The sequence below is a fragment of the Rhizobium sp. 862_C5_N1_2 genome, from assembly GCF_051811205.1.
In the GTDB taxonomy this organism is placed as follows: Bacteria; Pseudomonadota; Alphaproteobacteria; order Rhizobiales; family Rhizobiaceae; genus Rhizobium; species Rhizobium leguminosarum.
This window is the reverse complement of record NZ_JBPWPT010000001.1, coordinates 2,360,623-2,378,313: the sequence shown is the minus strand read 5'-3', so window position 1 is coordinate 2,378,313 and position 17,691 is coordinate 2,360,623. Positions and strand designations below refer to the sequence as shown.

Annotated in this window: 23 protein-coding genes; 13 read left to right on the top strand and 10 right to left on the bottom strand. The window is 60.7% G+C overall.

Annotation, left to right across the window (positions count from 1 at the left end; translation table 11 throughout):
• Positions 1-4: 4 nt before the first annotated feature.
• Entirely contained in the window at positions 5-361 is a 357-nt protein-coding gene (locus ACD590_RS12010) for an ArsR/SmtB family transcription factor (protein WP_047620990.1), read from the bottom strand.
• A gap of 42 nt (positions 362-403) precedes the next feature.
• Between ACD590_RS12010 and ACD590_RS12005 the strand changes: the two genes are divergently transcribed.
• The 3 genes from ACD590_RS12005 to ACD590_RS11995 all read left to right on the top strand — a co-directional run bounded on the left by ACD590_RS12005 (position 404) and on the right by ACD590_RS11995 (position 2,186).
• A complete protein-coding gene (locus ACD590_RS12005; protein ID WP_028733121.1) occupies positions 404-928 on the top strand; it encodes a DUF6428 family protein in 525 nt (174 codons plus the stop codon).
• A gap of 120 nt (positions 929-1,048) precedes the next feature.
• A complete protein-coding gene (locus ACD590_RS12000; RefSeq protein WP_439002614.1) occupies positions 1,049-1,552 on the top strand; it encodes a DinB family protein in 504 nt (167 codons plus the stop codon).
• A gap of 19 nt (positions 1,553-1,571) precedes the next feature.
• Positions 1,572-2,186 carry a TetR/AcrR family transcriptional regulator gene (locus tag ACD590_RS11995; protein ID WP_439003530.1) on the top strand — a complete coding sequence of 205 codons (615 nt, stop codon included), beginning with the start codon at positions 1,572-1,574 and terminating at the stop codon, positions 2,184-2,186.
• On the opposite strand, the gene ACD590_RS11990 is transcribed toward ACD590_RS11995, so the two are convergent.
• Positions 2,172-3,155, bottom strand: coding sequence for a squalene cyclase (locus ACD590_RS11990; RefSeq protein ID WP_439002613.1), 984 nt, complete (start codon positions 3,153-3,155; stop codon positions 2,172-2,174). The genes ACD590_RS11995 and ACD590_RS11990 overlap by 15 nt on opposite strands.
• Positions 3,156-3,284: 129 nt before the next feature.
• Here ACD590_RS11990 and ACD590_RS11985 point away from each other — a divergent pair, with 129 nt between their 5' ends.
• From ACD590_RS11985 to ACD590_RS11975, 3 genes are all read left to right on the top strand, one after another.
• Positions 3,285-3,410: a hypothetical protein gene (locus ACD590_RS11985; protein WP_261320509.1), complete on the top strand. Its 126-nt coding sequence runs from the start codon at positions 3,285-3,287 to the stop codon at positions 3,408-3,410.
• Positions 3,411-3,555: 145 nt separating this feature from the next.
• Positions 3,556-4,386 carry a response regulator gene (locus ACD590_RS11980; protein ID WP_032980464.1) on the top strand — a complete coding sequence of 277 codons (831 nt, stop codon included), beginning with the start codon at positions 3,556-3,558 and terminating at the stop codon, positions 4,384-4,386.
• Between the two features lie 186 nt (positions 4,387-4,572).
• Positions 4,573-5,904, top strand: a complete 1,332-nt coding sequence (locus ACD590_RS11975) for a diguanylate cyclase (protein WP_018074553.1) — start codon at positions 4,573-4,575, stop codon at positions 5,902-5,904.
• A gap of 119 nt (positions 5,905-6,023) precedes the next feature.
• Here the strand turns inward: ACD590_RS11975 and ACD590_RS11970 are convergent, their stop codons facing one another.
• The 5 genes from ACD590_RS11970 to ACD590_RS11950 form a co-directional block, all read right to left on the bottom strand.
• The gene (locus ACD590_RS11970; protein WP_018242426.1) at positions 6,024-7,043 is read right to left on the bottom strand and encodes a GlxA family transcriptional regulator; all 1,020 of its coding nucleotides are present in this window, start codon (positions 7,041-7,043) and stop codon (positions 6,024-6,026) included.
• 295 nt (positions 7,044-7,338) lie between these two features.
• Positions 7,339-7,539 (bottom strand): hypothetical protein, encoded by a 201-nt coding sequence (locus ACD590_RS11965; RefSeq protein ID WP_018447267.1) that lies wholly within the window; start codon positions 7,537-7,539, stop codon positions 7,339-7,341.
• A 399-nt stretch (positions 7,540-7,938) separates the two neighbouring features.
• Positions 7,939-8,337, bottom strand: coding sequence for a hypothetical protein (locus ACD590_RS11960; RefSeq protein WP_018242420.1), 399 nt, complete (start codon positions 8,335-8,337; stop codon positions 7,939-7,941).
• A 55-nt stretch (positions 8,338-8,392) separates the two neighbouring features.
• Positions 8,393-10,549: a mechanosensitive ion channel family protein gene (locus ACD590_RS11955; RefSeq protein WP_439002612.1), complete on the bottom strand. Its 2,157-nt coding sequence runs from the start codon at positions 10,547-10,549 to the stop codon at positions 8,393-8,395.
• 47 nt (positions 10,550-10,596) lie between these two features.
• On the bottom strand, positions 10,597-11,910 hold the full coding sequence (locus tag ACD590_RS11950) for an alpha/beta hydrolase (RefSeq protein WP_028733116.1): 1,314 nt from the start codon (positions 11,908-11,910) through the stop codon (positions 10,597-10,599).
• A 353-nt stretch (positions 11,911-12,263) separates the two neighbouring features.
• Here ACD590_RS11950 and ACD590_RS11945 point away from each other — a divergent pair, with 353 nt between their 5' ends.
• From ACD590_RS11945 to ACD590_RS11930, 4 genes are all read left to right on the top strand, one after another.
• On the top strand, positions 12,264-12,497 hold the full coding sequence (locus ACD590_RS11945; RefSeq protein WP_012757858.1) for a DUF2171 domain-containing protein: 234 nt from the start codon (positions 12,264-12,266) through the stop codon (positions 12,495-12,497).
• Between the two features lie 107 nt (positions 12,498-12,604).
• Positions 12,605-12,790 carry a DUF3008 family protein gene (locus ACD590_RS11940; protein ID WP_028733115.1) on the top strand — a complete coding sequence of 62 codons (186 nt, stop codon included), beginning with the start codon at positions 12,605-12,607 and terminating at the stop codon, positions 12,788-12,790.
• Between the two features lie 214 nt (positions 12,791-13,004).
• Positions 13,005-13,487, top strand: coding sequence for a transcription elongation factor GreA (greA, locus tag ACD590_RS11935; protein WP_168331894.1), 483 nt, complete (start codon positions 13,005-13,007; stop codon positions 13,485-13,487).
• 110 nt (positions 13,488-13,597) lie between these two features.
• A complete protein-coding gene (locus tag ACD590_RS11930) occupies positions 13,598-13,957 on the top strand; it encodes a hypothetical protein (RefSeq protein WP_115157398.1) in 360 nt (119 codons plus the stop codon).
• A 39-nt stretch (positions 13,958-13,996) separates the two neighbouring features.
• On the opposite strand, the gene ACD590_RS11925 is transcribed toward ACD590_RS11930, so the two are convergent.
• Positions 13,997-14,890 carry a LysR family transcriptional regulator ArgP gene (locus ACD590_RS11925; protein ID WP_028733113.1) on the bottom strand — a complete coding sequence of 298 codons (894 nt, stop codon included), beginning with the start codon at positions 14,888-14,890 and terminating at the stop codon, positions 13,997-13,999.
• A 100-nt stretch (positions 14,891-14,990) separates the two neighbouring features.
• On the opposite strand from ACD590_RS11925, the gene ACD590_RS11920 reads away from it, so the two are divergent.
• Positions 14,991-15,599 (top strand): LysE/ArgO family amino acid transporter, encoded by a 609-nt coding sequence (locus tag ACD590_RS11920; protein ID WP_032998455.1) that lies wholly within the window; start codon positions 14,991-14,993, stop codon positions 15,597-15,599.
• Between the two features lie 111 nt (positions 15,600-15,710).
• On the opposite strand, the gene ACD590_RS11915 is transcribed toward ACD590_RS11920, so the two are convergent.
• The gene (locus ACD590_RS11915) at positions 15,711-15,899 is read right to left on the bottom strand and encodes a hypothetical protein (RefSeq protein WP_018242412.1); all 189 of its coding nucleotides are present in this window, start codon (positions 15,897-15,899) and stop codon (positions 15,711-15,713) included.
• 73 nt (positions 15,900-15,972) lie between these two features.
• On the opposite strand from ACD590_RS11915, the gene ACD590_RS11910 reads away from it, so the two are divergent.
• On the top strand, positions 15,973-16,914 hold the full coding sequence (locus ACD590_RS11910; RefSeq protein ID WP_018242411.1) for a LysR family transcriptional regulator: 942 nt from the start codon (positions 15,973-15,975) through the stop codon (positions 16,912-16,914).
• Positions 16,915-17,068: 154 nt separating this feature from the next.
• Positions 17,069-17,224 (top strand): hypothetical protein, encoded by a 156-nt coding sequence (locus ACD590_RS11905; RefSeq protein WP_003540537.1) that lies wholly within the window; start codon positions 17,069-17,071, stop codon positions 17,222-17,224.
• Between the two features lie 86 nt (positions 17,225-17,310).
• Here the strand turns inward: ACD590_RS11905 and ACD590_RS11900 are convergent, their stop codons facing one another.
• Positions 17,311-17,673 carry a hypothetical protein gene (locus tag ACD590_RS11900; RefSeq protein ID WP_028733111.1) on the bottom strand — a complete coding sequence of 121 codons (363 nt, stop codon included), beginning with the start codon at positions 17,671-17,673 and terminating at the stop codon, positions 17,311-17,313.
• Positions 17,674-17,691: the final 18 nt, after the last annotated feature.

The window sequence follows — 17,691 nt, the reverse complement described above, 5'->3', positions numbered from 1 at the left end:
ACGGTCATTGCAGTTCCTCTTTCGTTGCAGGTGCACAGCATGCGGCGACGGCGGCAGCCGGCGCGCAGATCTGAGGATTTCCGCTGCAGCAATCCTCCATCAGGAAACGGATCAGGCCGCCGAGTGCCTCGTAATTGGCGGTGTAGATGATCGAGCGGGATTCGCGCTGCTGCGTAATCAGGCCCGAGCGTTCGAGCTCCTTCAGGTGGAAGGAAATATTGGACGGCGAGACCTCCGCCTTTTCCGCGATTGCACCTGCCGCCAAGCCATCGGGACCCGAAACCACGAGCATGCGGACGATGTGCAGGCGAGTCTCTTGCGAGAGAGCACCGAATGCGACGAGGGCTTGACGTTGATCCATATTTCAATGATCCTTGAATTATTGAAATGAGGATTAGCTGATATGAGCGCGATCGACAACGGAAAAATTCAAGAGGACGACATCAGCCTTGGCCAGCTGCTCAATACGCTCGACGGCGAAAGGGACGCGCCGCTGGTTTTCTATTACGACGGCCGGCCGGTGAAGCCTGGTTATCATATCACCGAGGTCAAAGCGGGCCAGTTCTCGGCCCTCGATTGCGGCGCCAATCCTGAGGCCTGGACGGAGATCTTCATCCAGCTCTGGGACATCGAAGAGGGCGACCGCACACACATGCCGGCCGGCAAGTTCCAGGCGATCATCCGCAAGGTTACCGACCACGTGCAGCTGGATGGTTCGGCGAAGCTGACCTTCGAAGTCAGCGATGGCGTGCGCCCGATGCAACTCTATTGCGCGGCGATGCCGATTCTCAGCGCTGGAACCGTCCATGTTTCGCTTTCGCCACGGCCGGCAAGCTGCAAGCCGCGCGACCGCTGGCTGGCAGAGGAAAACAGCAAGGCGGCGGCCTGCTGTGGGCCGCGAACGGCAACGCGCGGCTGCTGCGCGTAAGGGACACATGATTGTGCGGCAGGGCAGCGCGGGATCGTATTGACTGACCACCAGTCAGTCATATAAATGGAGGCTGTCGGTTTGATGCCGGCGCCGCCCGTTTCACACCCGGAGATCGCAATGAGCGCGCAGACCCTGTTGAACTCTCTGTTCCGATACAAAGCCAGCGTTGACGATGAGCTTCTCGATGCCTTGAATGCGCTCGGGGCTGAGGCGCGATCTGACGACTTTCGCTCAGCCCTTCGTGTGCTCAATCACGCCCATCTCGTCGATCGTATTTTCGTCGCCAATCTTCAGCGGCTCAATCATTCCTACGCGGCGAGCTGGAGCAGCGAAGTGCCGCCGTTGGCGCAGCTGTCGTCCGATATCCGGGAAACCGACCGTTGGTATACCGACTATACCTCGCGCATAACGCTTCCGGAAATGGAGGAAGTCATAGACTTCACCTTCACCGATGGTGGGCGCGGGCGCATGTCCCGCGAAGAGATGCTGGCCCATGTGGTGACGCATGCCGGTTATCATCGCGGTGAGGTCGGTCGCCTGCTGCCAGAAATCGAGAGCATCGCCATGCGCGACGTTTTTACCGGCTACCTGCACAGGACCGACCCCACGCGCCGTCAATGAGAGTGGAAGCACCGTGTCGATGCCGGCCGATCCTGTTTCTAAACCGAGAACCAAACCTCCCGAGGAGCGACGCGACGAGCTGATGACCGCAGCCGAGCGGCTGTTTCTGGAAAAGGGCGTGGAGCTGACCACGATCGAGGAGATCACGACGGGGGCGGGGGTCGCCAAGGGCACCTTCTATCTGCACTTTTCCTCGAAGGCCGATGTTCTCCAGGCGCTGCGCGCCCGTTTCGTGCAGGGCGTGCTGGATGGCATCGTTGCGGCGGTCGAAGGACGGAGACGAGAGGATTGGCGCGGGAGACTGGCGGCCTGGTCCATGGCATGCGCCACCGGCTATCTCGACGCGGCCGGGCTGCATCATCTCGCCTTCGTGACAGCACCTCCCGCAACAAGGGAAGGGCTTTCGCGCAACATCCTGATCGACCATTTGAGCGAATTGCTCGCCGCTGGCGCTTGCGAGAATGCCTGGTCGATCGACGATCCTGGCTTCACGGCGGTGTTCCTGTTCAATGCCCTGCACGGCGTGGTCAATCAGCCGGGCATCGGCGAGACGCCATCCGATCGCGCCGAATTGCTGCGGGCGATCGAGGCGCATTTCCTGCGCGGGCTGGGTTTGCCGTCAGGCATTGATTGAGGGCTGGGCATTCCACCATCTCAGCACCCGCATAGCCCGGAGCGTCACCCATCGCGACGGCTTGCCTTGCCCGTCGTCGATCTCGAACCACACCCGACCTGCAGGGCTCCCGTCGAGCTGCCAGCTGCCGTCCCGAAGGCGTCTGGAACGCAGGTGCTCGATCGCCTCGCCGAGACGCGGATCGGGATTATTGCCGGTCAGGATCGCGCTGGAGCGGAAATAGTCGAGCGCACGCAGAATGTCGTAGCGCCAGCGGTTCGGGTGCAGGAAGTGCAAGAAGCGCTCGTCGGCCGGCTCGCCGGTGCCGAGGCGGCGGAAGAGGTTGCGGGCCAGTAGAAACTCCTCGCCCGTCCTGCGCGCCTCTTGAGACCGATGCGTGCCGCCGGTCGACCTCTCGTATTCCAGCAAGCCTTCCAGCACGTTGATGGTGCTGGCGAAAGATGAGCGGACAGAGCCATTGATCCGCTCGCAGTTCCAGCCGCCGTCGTCGAGACGCTCGCCGGCCAGCCTGTCGACGATGGGCGAGACGTCGATCCCGAAATAGGCGCCATCGGCAATGGTGCGGCCGTTGATGCACTCCTCGACTTCGCCTTCCCAGTAGGGCTGGCCGCCTTCTTCCCAACGGGCGCTGGCGCCGATCAATTCGACGGTGCGCCTGGCGCACCCGCAGGCGGGATCAAGACCGAACTCCCTCAATTGCGATAGCGAGAAAGTCGTGGCCGTCCACGGCTGGCCACGCTCCCTCCACTCGCGAGCGTCGAAACCGGCGGGCAGGAAGGCGCCGCCCGCCCACTGCCCGTCCTCGTCCTGGCAAGAGAGCAGCCTGGCGCCCCAACCCTCGGTCTCGACTTTGGCCCGCTCGGCCATCCATTCCCTATCTGGGGCATCGAGCAGGTCGCGCATCACCTGCCACCGGATCGACGGATCGGAGTCGAGAAGCCATTCGATCACCGGATCGGATTGGATCATGGGGCGAACCTGTCGGCGGATCGGGTCGATGGCTCGTTTATAATCGCTTCGGCTGAGCAGTGCCACCCGGACAGGCCCACGGGAAATCGTCTAAATCCGACGTGGTCGCGTCAGGCGCTGGCGCTTGCGATGCCGCGGCCGGACTATGCCAGCGAAGGCACGAAGCTGAAGATCAAAATCCTCGGTTCGACCTATAATGCGACGGTTGTCGGCGAAAGCCCGTTCGATGCCTGGAATGCGGCGCTTCGCGCCTGATTTCTTAATCATATCCGCAAAGAAATCGGAGGCGGCGCCATTGAGCCGCCTCTTCGTTTAGAACTGGGCGCGCCGATTAATAATTATTCAAATCAATTGATGTATCAGTTTGATCCGGGGACAGATTTTACATCAAAGGTTTGCTATGGCGTTTCTAGGTATTTCGGGGATGCAATATTCCGGGGAAATGTTTGCTGGTGCGCGTATTATTGTCGCGGAAGATTCCAACGTATTCACCTCGATGATCAGCAAACGCCTCAAGGAGCTGTTCGACATCGAGGTCGAGATTTGCCGCAGCTTCGAGGATCTGCAGGTTTCCTACGACAAGTCTTCCGATCCGATCACGCTGGCGATCTCGAACATCAATCTGCCCGGCGCCGAAAACGGCGAAGCGCTCGAATATCTGGTCGATCTCTCCATACCCACAATCGTCTTTACCGGCACCTTCCATGAAAGCATGCGCGACAAGCTGATGGCCAAGGATATCGTGGACTATATCCTCAAGGACAATATCTTTGCCGTCGACCTGCTGGCGGAATCGATCTGTCGCTTCCTCACCAATCACCGCCATCACGTGCTGATCGTCGATGATAGTGCGACCGCGCGCGCCCTGCTGTCGAGCCGGCTGAAGCGCTACAATTTTCGTGTCAGCGTCGCCGAGAGCGGCGGCAAGGCGCTGGAGATCCTGAAGGCCAACCGCGATATCGGCCTGATGATCACCGACTACAACATGCCCGACATCGACGGCTTCGAACTGACGCGGCGCATCCGCGCGAGCATCGGCTCGCACGAGCTGCGCATCATCGGTGTTTCCTCCTCCTCGAACCGGCTGCTTTCGGCGCGATTCCTGAAGGCCGGCGGCAATGATTTCATGCTGCGTCCCTTCATTGACGAGGAGTTCTATTGCCGCGTCAACCAGAACCTCGATACGCTGCTGCAGATTCAATCGATGCGCAAGGAGCGGGCGGTTGCCTGACGGCCCTTCCAGTATCGGTATCGTCAGGGGGGCGGATATCACGCTCGGGGACAGTCGTCGAATTTCTGCAATTACAGGTAATGTCGCTGTTATTTGTCCCCTTCACGCGCACAGGCCTCTCGGTTATCGTCCCCGCCGGGGAGAGGGCCGAGTCGAGCCCATCGGGCGCATCGGGGAGTAGGGGCTGTGGCTTTTCAAGCGGATTTCCAGCGGGATGGTATCGGGCTGCGCTCCGGCGGGCTCAAGATACTTCTGGTTGAAGATTCCCGGATGTTTTCCGCCGTGCTCTGTCACCGATTCCAGACGGAGCTCGGCCTTGCCGTCAAATCCTGCCCGTCGCTGAAAGCTCTTCGCAAGGAACTTGCTGACGACGGTCACGGCTACACCATGGCCGTCGTCGACCTCAACCTGCCGGATTCGCCCTATGGTGAAGCGCTCGACTGCACGATCGAGCACGATATCCCGGCAATCGTCTTCACGGCGACATTCGATCTCAACACGCGCAACAAGATCATGGAGCGCAATGTCATCGATTACGTGCTGAAGGACAATGAATTCGCGCTCGACAATCTGGTCGCCACCGTCCGCCGGGCGATCTCCAACCGCAAGACGCGAGTGCTCGTCGTCGACGATGTCGTCTCGGCACGCCAGGTGCTCGTCGACCTGCTCAAGGCACAGCAATATCTCGTCGTCGAGGCAAATTCGGGGCTCGAGGCGCTGGCGGCGCTCGAGGCCTACAGCGATATCGAGCTCGTCGTCACCGACCACCATATGCCCGATATGAGCGGCTACGAGCTGACGCGGCGCATTCGCCATCGCTTCGGCTCGGACAGGCTGCGTGTCATCGGCGTTTCCTCCTCCAACGACCGCATGCTTTCGGCGAGTTTCCTCAAGGCCGGCGCCAGCGATTTCGTTTACCGGCCCTTCGTTGCCGAGGAGCTGCAATGCCGCATCGCCAACAATGCCGAAACGCTGGCGCAGATGCGGCAGCTGAGGGCGGCGGCGGCCTGCGACTACCTGACCGGCCTCTATAACCGCCGCTATTTCTACGACAACGGCCCGAAGCTGGTGAACGAGTGCCTGCGGCTGAAGGTACCGAGCTCCGTCGCCATTCTCGATATTGACCATTTCAAGCGGCTGAACGACACCTATGGCCACGAGATCGGCGACAAGGTGCTGAAGGCTGTCGCAAACAGGCTGTTTACGATCTTCGAGGGCAGCGACAATCTTCTGTCGCGCCTGGGGGGCGAGGAATTCGCCATCCTCTTCCCGCAGATGGATTCCGCTGCCGCGACCAAGCTCTGCGACGAGATCCGCTCGGATATTTCGCGGCTGAAGGTCACGGCCGACGACGAGGAACTCGGCGTTACGATTTCGATCGGCATCGCCGAGATCGGCGGTTACGAGACCTTCGAGAATTACCTCAACGCCGCCGACCAGTTTCTCTACATGGCCAAACACCGGGGCCGCAACCAGGTCTATTCCGACGCCAGGATGACGGAAGAGGCGGCGCAATAGCGCCATCCGAAGGGCAGAGCCAAGCCGCCGCCTTTCATATCAGGCGGCAGATGGCCGTCTTATCATCTCAAGCGGCGACCGTCTTTTATTGTCTCAGGCGGCGACTGTCCTTTATTGTCTCAGGCGGCGACGGCCTGGCGAGCGGTCGCCATGGTCATCTTGCGCTCGGCGCGCTCCTGCTGCGGTGAGCGATGGTAGAGTTCGCGATAACACTTGGAGAAGTGCGAGGCCGAGACGAAGCCGCAGGCGACGGCGACCTCGACGACGGGCATCGAGGACTGCACCAGGAGGTGGCGCGCACGGTCGAGGCGGATTTCCAGATAGTAGCGGGCCGGCGAGCGACCCATCTCCTGGCGGAACAGCCGTTCGATCTGGCGACGGGAGAGGCCGGCGCCGTCGGCGATCTCGATCAGCGACAGCGGCTCGGCGAGATTGCCTTCCATCAACTCGATGATCGACAGCACCTTGGCGTTCTGGACGCCGAGGCGGGCGCGCAGCGGCAGACGCTGGCGGTCATGCGGGTTGCGCACGCGGTCGGTCAGGTGCTGCTCGCAGATGCGGTTGACAAGGCTTTCGCCGAAATCCTCGCCGACGAGGTTCAGCATCATGTCGAGCGAGGCGGTGCCGCCGGCGCAGGTATAGAGATTGCCGTCGATCTCGTAGAGATCGGCATAGACTTCCGCCTGCGGGAAGGCTTCCGAAAAGCCCGGCAGGTTTTCCCAGTGGATGGCGCAGCGCTTGCCGTTCAGGAGGCCGGCCTGAGCAAGCACATGCGCGCCCGTACAGAGGCTGCCGACGGCAACGCCGCGATTGTAGCATTCACGCAGCCAGGCATTGACCGATTTGTTGTTGAACTGCTCGACATCGATGCCGGAACAGACGAGCACCATGCCCGGCCGGTTTTCGCCGCCGAGATGGCGGCGCTCCTCGGCAAGCGAGGAATTGGCCTCGACGCCGATGCCGCAGGAGGAATAGACTTTTTCCCCATCGACGGAGGTCAGTCGCCAGGTATAGGCCTGATAACCGAGCATGCGATTGGCGATGCGCAAGGTGTCCACGGCCGCCGAAAAGGGCAGCATGGTGAATTGCGGTACCATAAAGAAGACCAGCGAACGCTTCTTGATCTGCATCCTGTTCATAGCGAAATCCATGCTCGAGGGACGATGACACATTCGTTGCGCGGAATGCGTCGCGCCGATGTCCTGAAAGCGACACTGGCATGGAAAAATGCGGCCGGGAAGAGCAAATATGCGACATCGGGCACGATTTGGCCGATCAAACTGCCGGAATGGCTGCGGATAGGGCTGATGACGGGCTGATAGGCGACTGAAATTCAAGACTGAAAAGGGCTTGGGAATGGACGGTCAGGCCACGAAAAAGGCGGCGTTGCGCAAAGCAGACGCCGCCCTTATCTTGGGTGGAATGTCGCATTCATTACATGGTCCGGTGTTTGCTGTCGTCCGTGCTCGGCCAGCCGATGTCCTTGCGGATGTCGAAGGGCATGGCTTCGATTTCACGGGCCGTCTGCCAGCGTGTCCAGGCGAGGGTGAGCTTGCGGGCATAATGTGCCAGATCGAAGCGGCCTTGGCCGGAGGTGAGGGACTTACCACCACCGCGATAGGTGAGCGTGGTCATTTTCCGGTTCCTTTCTAGGGTCAGGGGCATGGTCGTCAATGGGAGGTTCGTCCATGTCCATAATCACAATATGGGCCTTGGGAACTCATCATTCAAACGAATAGAACTTATGGATAACATCAGAGATATTGAATGATGGCGGTGCGCCCGCTAGTCCCGTTGGAGGCCACTATAGGGTCGGTCATCCTCATGGGCCTCCTGGCTTTCCGTGCAAGGAGATCTGCGGAGCGGAGCATAATACCGAAAGGAGTGTGCTGTTTTCGGACGACGTCATGCTCTGTTTGATTTAGTGGGCGGCGGATCAGACCGGTGACGAGTATCGCGCTGGCGATCGAGACGACTTTGCCGGAGGCGATGATAGTGGCCGTGATGCCGACTCGCGAGCCTTCTGCGAGCCACTCAGCGCGGGCATACGTCCCAGAAGCCCGTCGTCTTGTCGGGTGAGGTGTAGTACCAGCACTGACCGGACTGAGGCGGCGTACCTGCCAATGAAACGGCGGCAGCTCCGGCGACGAAGCCGATGGCGGCGCCTGCGGCGATGGCGGTACCCGGACGCCAGTAGCGGCGAGGGGTCACCACCACGACGCCGCGCCGGACGGGCGGCCGAACGGCAGGACTGGTGCGTCCGACCGCAGCGCATCCGCGCGGTCCGCAAGCCGCAGCGCCGCAGCCCCTCGGGCCGCAGGCCGCAGCGCCGCGACGGGCTTCGGCCGTCGCCGGTACGAGGAGGGGCGCGCAGACCGTCATCAGCACGGCAAGTGTCGCAAGCACATGCGATAGGTTGACCGGGAACTTCATTTCATTTCCTCCCATTGCTTTCGTGTCTTGTTTAAGGGCCTGAAGAATGCCGCGCTCAGGCCGGGTTCGTGGCGCTCGCCGCACTATGCGCCGCGAGCGTCTGCTGGGCAGCGGCTGCAACAGCGTCGTCCTTTCCGCCCGAGACCTGGACGGTTGGCACGGCGAGCTTGATGCCGTTTTCGTTGAACGCCTGATGGATCATCCGCAGGGCGCGCCGCTTCAGCGTGAACTGCTGGCCCGGAAGCGTCATGACTTTCATCCGCAGGAGCAGGCCGGAGTCACCCAGGCTGTCGATCCCCTGCATTTTCAGCGGCTCGATCGTCGTCGGTTTGAATTCCGGATCCTCGAACAGTTCCAGGCCGATTTTCTTGATGATCTTGCGGGCCTTCTCGATGTCGGAATCGTAGGTGATGGTGATAGTCATCTTCTCGATCACCCAGTCGCGGCTCATGTTCTGGACTGCTCCGAGCTCGCTGAAGGGGACGATGTAGACGGCGCCGCGGTGGTGCCGGAGCTTGATGGATCGCAAACTGAAGGACTCGACGGTGCCCTTGTAGCTGCCGCTCTGAATATATTCGCCCACCCTGAAGGCGTCGTCGAGCAGGTAGAACATCCCGCTGATCACGTCCTTGACCACGGTCTGCGCACCAAAGCCGATGGCGACGCCAACTACGCCGGCACCGGCGATCAATGGGCCGATTTCCACACCGAGCGATGACAGCGCCATCATGATCGCGATGGCGACGAAGAGGATCATGAGGAAATTGCGAAGGATCGGCAGCAGGGTCCTGAGACGCGTGCGCCGCCGCTCCCGTTCGCTGCCGACTTCAAGGACGGCCTCGGTGTCGCCCAGCTTGCGATCGATCAGCACTTTCACCACATTCCAGGCGAGATCGACAACCAGGAGAATGATCCCGGCGCTGAAGAGACCGCGCACGAGGCGGAGAAGCGGCGAATCCTGCATCGTCATCTGCGTCAGTCTGACGTCCAAGGCGTCCGCAAGCAGAACGATCGCACCGACGATCAGCGCCGCCCTTATGCCGCGCTCGATAATCACCGAAGCGACGGTGCTTCTTTGCTGGCCGTCCTTCTGGTCCGCGGAAGAGTGCAGGATATTGTTAACCGACGCCTTGGTGAGGGCGATAGCGCCGGGCAATGCCGCGCAGACCACCGCGATCCAGAACAGCTTCATGGCTCCCACCACCCACAGCAGCCAGACGCCAGCGAAATAGACCGTCCAGAGCCAATTCCGGGCGCGTAGTCCGATCCGGCTGGCTTGGCCGGCAGACAATCGGGACGGACGTCTCCAGACAGCTTCGATGCCGATGACGAGCAACACGAGGCCAAGCGAATAGGCGACCAGTTGCCGGGCCGGGTCGGAAAAGCCGAGAGTGCCGAGCAGGCGGATGGTCACCCAGCCAAAGGCATACCAGCCGACGAGATAGCCCAGGCGTTTCGCCCAGTGGCGGGCGGCATCCTTCGTGATCGGGACGACACGGAATCGACCCTCTTCCTCTGCCCGGGGCGCGAGAAGCACGTCGAAAAGCGCGCTCGCCAGGCGGAAGACGACGATCGCGAAGAGATAGCCGACGACGATCTCCCGGATAACAGGCGGCCATTGGAACAGCAGGAAGAAGCCGATGCTGCCAAGCCCGAAGGAGAGGACGTAACATGCCGCCCACAGAAGCCTCGCGGCCAGTGCCACCACCCTCTCGCGGACCGTGGCAAAGGGCGCGCGCGCCATCCATGCGCGCCAGCCGGCGCTGATCCACCAGAACAGCCATTGCGCGGCCAGACCGACAGCGACGAAGGCCGCGACCAGGAAGATCGGCCTCGTCCCGCCATTCGCCTGGATGTCCCGTTCGAGCACTGCCCCGCCTTGCATCGTCTCCAGGGGAAAGGACTGGATAGCGCCGAGAAGGCCGGAGGCGTGGGCACGGAATCGCATCGCGAATTCCGAGAATGATGGGTCGGAGTTCGGGGTTGCCAAGGGCGGTTTCGCCGCAGCCTGGGCTGCTTGGGACTGCTGTTGCAGGAAGCGCTGGACGTCAGGATCCGAGAACATCCCAATGAAGCGTTGAACGCTTTCAGGCTGCGCGTTCGCAGGCGTCACGCTTTGAGCCACGGTAATGGAGGCACAAAGGAGAACGGCCGCCAGGGCGGCCGCCGTGAGAAGCGATCTAAACATGCGGATCTTGGAAACTCGTGGCATTGTCTATCCTGATCTTTGTGAACTGTCAGTTGCCAATTCCTGAACCGTTATTGCCTGCACGACTCCTTCGATCGGCCTCCGGCAGTGCAGTCGGGCGCCCGCTGCTGTTTGCCCATAGGACCCGTGAGGCCGCTGACCTGGCCGGCATAATTATCTCTGGTGTCGGCATCGACGACTGCGACCGGGGCGGCAAGGATCAGGCCGGCTGCGCTGCCCGCTGCGGCGGCCGTGCTCGTTGTTGCGGCAAGGATCTTGTCCCCGAGCCCGACCTTGCTGTCAGTCAGCGTCTGGCCGTCGGAAATCCGCGCTCCGATCAGCTGAACAACCTCGGGCGATTCTGCAAATTTCCCGTGGTTCAGTCTGTCGCCCGCTTTGACTTTGGTGAGGTCGATCACCGTGATCTGGCTGTCGGCCAGTTCCTTCTTGAAGGGAGCCTGCTCGGGATCGATGGCGCCGAGTCTCGCGACGTCACCCCATACCCTGCGGGATACTGCGAGCGCGCGGTCATCTCGCGAGACGAACAAGGTGAACTGCGGATGCTGCTTGCCCATGTCGACGATCTGCTGGCGGAAGACATCGACATCCACGTCGGGCGAGGCCAGCATCACATTCTCGAACTTGGCAGGGAGGCGGCCGTTGCGGATCGCCATCTGGCGAAGCGCTTCCAGCGCCAGCCAGTTCCCCATGGAATGCGCGAGGATGGACACCTCCTTCACTTCAGGATCCCTGGCGAGATATTGGAAGAGCATCTCCAATGCGTTGCGCGTGTAGTTCGTGCTCTCCCTGTCATATCCGTATGCAAGCAGACTGCCGCGCGACGGCCATGTCACGAGCACGGGAGCACTATGGACGCCGGAATCCTTGACGATCTGAGCGAAGCGATAAACGGAGTCTTCGAAGCGGTTGTTGAAGCCGTGGATGAACACCAGCACGCTGCGGTCGTGGCTCTTCCTGACCGAGGCGCTCAGCCATTTCTTGGCGTCGTCGCGCGTGATCTCGTCGGCTTTCAAGGTTGCGAAATCGGTTGCGGGATTGGATGGAAGCCTCTTCGGCCAGGCGACTTCGCCGACCTTTCGGACGTTTGCAGGGGGGATGGATACGGTGATGTCGGCAAAGGCCGGGGCGAGTGCGCGCTCGCCTGTAAACATTTCGCCCCGTATCGTGGAGCGGCTGCGCGTCGTGGTCACTAGCATGTCGACCTTGGTGGAATTCGGCGCGCTGTCGGCAACGGGGATGAGCACATTCTTCGGGTGGCCGCCACATCCGACCAATACGCAGAGCAGCAGGAGAGCCAAGATCCATTCCAGACCTGGGTAAAGTCTCGGTTGAATTCGGCCATTATGACATCTTGCTGTGCTCACTGCGGCTGCTCCTCATAACTCTGCCGAGTTCAAGCAGGCCTCGACGCCGCACGCCGCGGCGGTCGAAGTCTGCACAAGGCCAGACTACGCGAATATCGGAGACGTTACCCGTATAATCGGCGTATGTTACGCAGAGACAGTGTCAGCGGGGTTGCAGATCCGAGACGGTGGGAGCAGCCGACGCCGATTTATCGGGCACCGCCGCTCCCGCCTCGCGAACTGGCATCCGGACCTTCAACCCGGACGACAATTGGGACGTGACTGCTGATTGAACACGGTCGCGCGTGTTGGGAACCAAGTCTGCTCCACCTCGTTGCCGCTTCGTACCTGACAATGATGCAAAGGAGGAAACGATGATTTCCGCAGAGCAGATCCGTGAACATATGGAAGTGCGGGCTGCCGACGGCACCCATGTCGGCACAGTCGATCATCTCGACGGCCCCACGCGCATCAAGCTGACGAAGCTCGATTCGGAGGACGGCAAGCACCACTTGATCCCGATCGATTGGGTCGATCACGTGGATGCTCACGTCCATCTGTCGAAGAACGCCAGGGATGTTCGAAGCCAGTGGGCCACCATCAACTGACAGCCGGTCGGCTGCGGCTTGCGGGCCGCAGCCTCCTTAGAACAGGATAGTTAGAGCATGATGACTTTGACGCCGGCCACCGCCCGTTCAAGCGATAGGAGATCGATATGCCAGCCAAGTCCAGGGCCCAGCAGAAGGCCGCAGGCGCCGCCCTCTCGGCCAAGCGCGGCGAGACACCCAAGAGTGAACTCAAAGGCGCCTCGAAACAAATGGTCGAATCCATGAGCGAAAAGCAGCTCGAAGAGTTCGCCTCAACCAAGAGGAAGGGCAAACCCCAGCACGTTTCGAAATGAGGGTGCCGAGCACCGCCATGTGTTGCGGAACGTTTCCACCGCTTAACAGCTACGGGGCGGTGACCTTGAAAGCGGGCTGCCTCTGCCGCCGGCGCCGGCCGCCTATCAACCGAGATTGGCGGTTCGTCCGCGGTCGGTGTATGGTTCCGACAATCGTTTCGCGGCAATTCCCCATCAGCTAGAAGAGCGCATCGCGCTAAAACGGAGTCCGAGATTGGCCGTCGCTTTTACCAAGGAAGAGAGTTTCGAAACCGCTTCGGAAACCCTGCTGCCCGATCGTCCGATTTCGGCGCATCCGAACCTTGTTACGGAAGCAGGACTGAAGGCTCTCGAGCTGCGCTTCAAAGAGGCTCGCGAGGCCTATGATGGCGCGAGCACCATCGACGACGTGAACGAACGGCGGCGGCAGACAGCCAGTCCCTTGCGTGATCTTCGCTACTTAGCCGCAAGACTTCGCACCGCCCAGCTCGTGCCTGACCCTACGTCAATCGACACCGTCGCCTTCGGCAGCACGGTGACTTTCCGCCGTGACGACGGGCGCGTGCAGACCTATCGTATCGTCGGAGAGGACGAAGCCGATCCCAAGGCCGGATCGATTTCCTACGTTTCCCCGGTGGCGCGGTTGCTGATGGGCAAGGCTGTCGGCGATTTGGTGGAGACAGGCGGCCAGGAACTGGAAATCATCGCCATCGCATAGGAGCGCGCTATTTGCGTAGCCATCCCCGTTATTTTGGTACTATCCGGTACTTTATTTATCGAACCTTTACCATCCGTGGCTAGAACGATGACATTCCACCATCGAAAGTCATGCTCATGGTCAGCGCAATTTCCAGTTCTGCATCCACCATTTTGAGTTCAGCCGCTACAACCTCGTCTTCCAGTTCGTCGGATCAGCTTGCCTCTCTCGAGGCACAGCTTGCCGAAAAGAAGGCAGCCCTGTCGGAAACGCAGGACGAGCAAGAGAAGGCCACGATCGAAAAATCCATCGATACGCTGGAAGCGAAGATTGCCAAGCTCGAAGCGAGCGAGAGCAGCCAAACTCAGGCGTCTGCTGCATCGAAGCCTGCCGGTGACGCTCCGAAAGAATTTTCCGGCGAAAGCGAGCGTATCGGCACGACGAATTTTGACGAGACCAGTGAGTTCGGCAGCCGCACGGCTTACGTTTGATAAAAGGGACCCGGTTCTGCTGCATTCTTGAGTGACGCGTCAAAGACGGCGCTTGGCCACTGTGACGACTTCGCGCGTCAGATCCGCCAGGCGATCGGCGGCGAGGCGGTTTATCTGCCAGTAGAGCGGGACATCGAGCGGTGTGTCGGGCACCAGCTCGACCAGCCGTCCGGACGCGAGATGCTCGCGGGTCAGCTGGGTCGGGTTCATCCCCCAACCCATGCCCGAGAGGCTGGCTTCGACGAAGCTTTGCGGCGACGGCAGCCAATGGGTAGGATAGTCGAGATCGCGTCCGAACATCCGCCGCACCCAACTGCTTTGTAACCTGTCCTTCTGATTGAAGGTCAGCGCCGGGGCGTTGCGGATTGCCTCTGATGTCACGCCATGCGGAAAGTGCCGTGCGACGAAATCGGGCGTTGCAGTTGCGTGGTAACGCAGAATGCCGAGTGCAAAACGTCGGCATCCGCGGACCGGCTTTTCCAGGCTGGTGACAGCGGCGATCACCCGCCCGCGCTGTAGCCATTCGGCGGTGTGGTCCTGGTCGTCGACGGCGACGTTCAGCAGATAGGAAGAGCTCCTGGCGAAACTCGACATGGCCTCGACGAACCATGTCCCGAGGCTGTCGGCGTTCGTCGCGATTTGAAGCGTGACCCTTTGGCGAGGTTCGTCGGGATCGATGAGGGCCGGCAGCTGCCCGAAGAGTTCTGCTTCGAGCATGCCGACATTCTCCATATGGCGGCAGAGCCATTCTCCCTTTTCCGTCGCCGTGCACGGCGTGCCTCTGACGATGAGGACGACGCCGAGACGCTCTTCGAGCTGCTTCACGCGCTGCGAAATGGCCGACGGGGTCACGCTCAGGACGGTCGCGGCTCTCTCGAAGCTGCCTGTCTGGACAATGGTTGCGACGGCACGAAGTGCGGGATAGTCGAGCATGGATTAGTTTCACTTAATCTAGGTAAGTCAGATTAACTAGCCTAATTCTCCCAATCGCGATAGCGCAACCTTACCGAAATGAGGGGCGTTGGCCGAAGAGATGAATTTTTCGATCTATATAACCGGCTTGATGATGGGCCTCAGCCTGATTGTCGCCATTGGCGCGCAGAACGCCTTCATCCTCCGCCAAGGCTTGCGAAACGAACATATCTTTGCCGTCTGCCTCGCATGCGCGGTATCGGATGCCGCGCTGATCGTACTTGGTGTGACCAGCCTCCAGCAGATCGCCAGGTTCATGCCCTGGCTCGACCCGGTCATGCGCTATGGCGGAGCCGCATTTCTGGTCTGGTACGGGGCAAGAAGCCTCTATTCCGCCTTGCGGTCGTCCGCTGCTCTGACGGCCGGGGAAGCAAAGTCGTCGAGTTTTCGGCAGACGCTGGCGACCTGCCTCGCACTCACCTGGCTCAATCCCCACGTCTATCTCGACACGGTCGTGCTGCTCGGCACGATATCGACGCGATATCCGGGAGAGCAGGTTTCCTTTGCGGCAGGGGCGGTGACGGGTTCCTTCCTGTTCTTCTTTTCGCTCGGATATGGCGCAAAGCGGCTGCGGCCGATCTTCTCGAAACCCTCATCCTGGCGCATGCTGGAAACGCTCGTCGCTTTCACGATGTGGATCATAGCGTTCAAACTGCTGGGCGGGATGTGATCGGCGTTCGACCGTCGATCATCCGCTGCGGCGCAAGTCGAGTAAGACGTTGCGAGTTGACCGGCATCGAGGTGCCCAGATCCTGAGCGGATTCAAAGGGATGAAGCGTCTCTACCGCGTCCCATCGCACGCGCGGCGCTCCGGGACGGTCAACTCTAGCTCGCGCTGGCAATCTGCCAGCAGATGTGGCGGAAAGCGCCTTAGCTCTCGGAGCGCATGCTCATGGTTCGCATCCCTGCGCCTCTGCGACTTGAATGCGGAAAGGGCCTGTACGATATTCCAGATGTTTGTTTGAGGCATGTCGGGCCTCCTTTGCTGCATTTAGCTGCCGACGCCCGAAATATGAGGGTCAATTGACATTCAATCAAACAAAATGATATGGGGTTATGAATCAGAAAAATTGAAAGATGCGACGATGAGCATTCCCTTTCGCCGTCCCATTCCGCTGCTTGATAACGAGGTGCTGCGTACCTTCGTGGCTATCGCAGAGACAGGCAATTTTTCGACCGCCGCAGAGGCGGTCTTCCGCACGCCATCGGCGGTGTCGATGCAGATCAAGAAACTTGAAGAACAACTGGGGGCAACACTGTTTCTGCGCGACGCCCGCTCGGTATCGCTGACGCGCCACGGCGAGATGTTGCTGTCCTACGCGCGCAACATCCTGGCGCTGTCGAACGAGGCGGTGTCGCGCTTCATCATGCCGGAGCTTAGCGGCGTCGTGCGGCTCGGCGCGCCTGAGGATATCGGCGAACGGCTGCTGCCGAGCATCCTGAAGAGTTTCGCCGAGAGCTATCCCGGCATCATGGTCGATGTGACGATCGACATGAGCATCGGACTGAAGAAGCGCATGGAGGAGCAGCGGCTCGACCTCGCGTTGATCAACTGTGCGACACGGCCGTTCCCGACGGGCGGCGAGGTCGTGTTCCGCGAGCGGCTGGTCTGGGCTGGCGCCAGGTGCGGTTCGGCGCATCGCCGAGATCCCCTGCCGATCTCGATCTGGGAGGATGGCTGCATCTGGCGCCAGGAGGCGCTCTCCCAACTCGAACGCAACAAGCGGCATTATCGCGTCGCCTATCTCAGCGGCCACACGATGGCGCAGCGCGCCGCCGTGCTTTCTGATCTCGCCATCGCGCCACTGCCGCTGTCCTATGTCAACGAGGACATGGCGATCCTCGGGCCTCAGGAAGGGCTGCCGGAACTCGGCGCCTTCGATATCCGGCTGCTAACCGCCTCGCAGGTGTCGGGGCCGATCGAGACGGTGGCCGACAGCATTCGCGGCGCCTTTGCCGAGAGAGCAAAGGCGGTCGCCGCCTAATCCCCGAAAATCCGATTCGATTTTCGCAAAGGATTATGCGCGGATAGTCTGACAGGTATCCTTCTAGCCGGTGAACCTTTTGGTTTGTCGTGCGTTATCGGCGCGGACGGCAATTGTCGCCGTTCGGGGTTGATTTCAAACAAGGATATCCGAGATGACGACAACGGCCAAAATTGCCGCAGCCTTGATGGTTCTTCTTGCCCTTTCCTCCTGCGGAAACACGATCCGCGGCATAGGAAAGGATACAGCAAATACCGTGAACGCCACGCAGGATGCCGGCCGCTCAGTCGACCGCGCCGCGAAGAAGTAACGACCGTTCAGATCGCTGCCAGAATCGCCGGATCAGGTGCTGACCGGAGTCGGATCATCCTAACGGATGACCGGGGCCGGACCATCCTAACGGATGACCGGGGGATAAACCTTTTCCAGCCCGCCGGATCGGTCGAGACCGGTCCGGAAGGCTTGGTAGGCGGGATGTTGGCTGGAGCGGGCGGTTTCCATCAGTCGGATCTGTAACCGGTCCGGCGCCTGGGTTCCGAGCCAAATTCCCAGATTTTCGAGCTTCAGCGAGTTCAGGAAACGCGATCCGGCGGCAAGATCGAGATGGCGGCGCAGGCCGTCGAGCAGGTTGTCGTCCTGGGCGGCGTTTTCCATCAGTAGCGCCACATACGACTTGTCGGTCTCCGACAGCGCGGCAAGCTTTTCCGCAACGGTATCGCGGTCGGGAAAGGGAACATTGCCTGTCATCGAATCGTCCATGCTTGCTCGTGTCTTGTC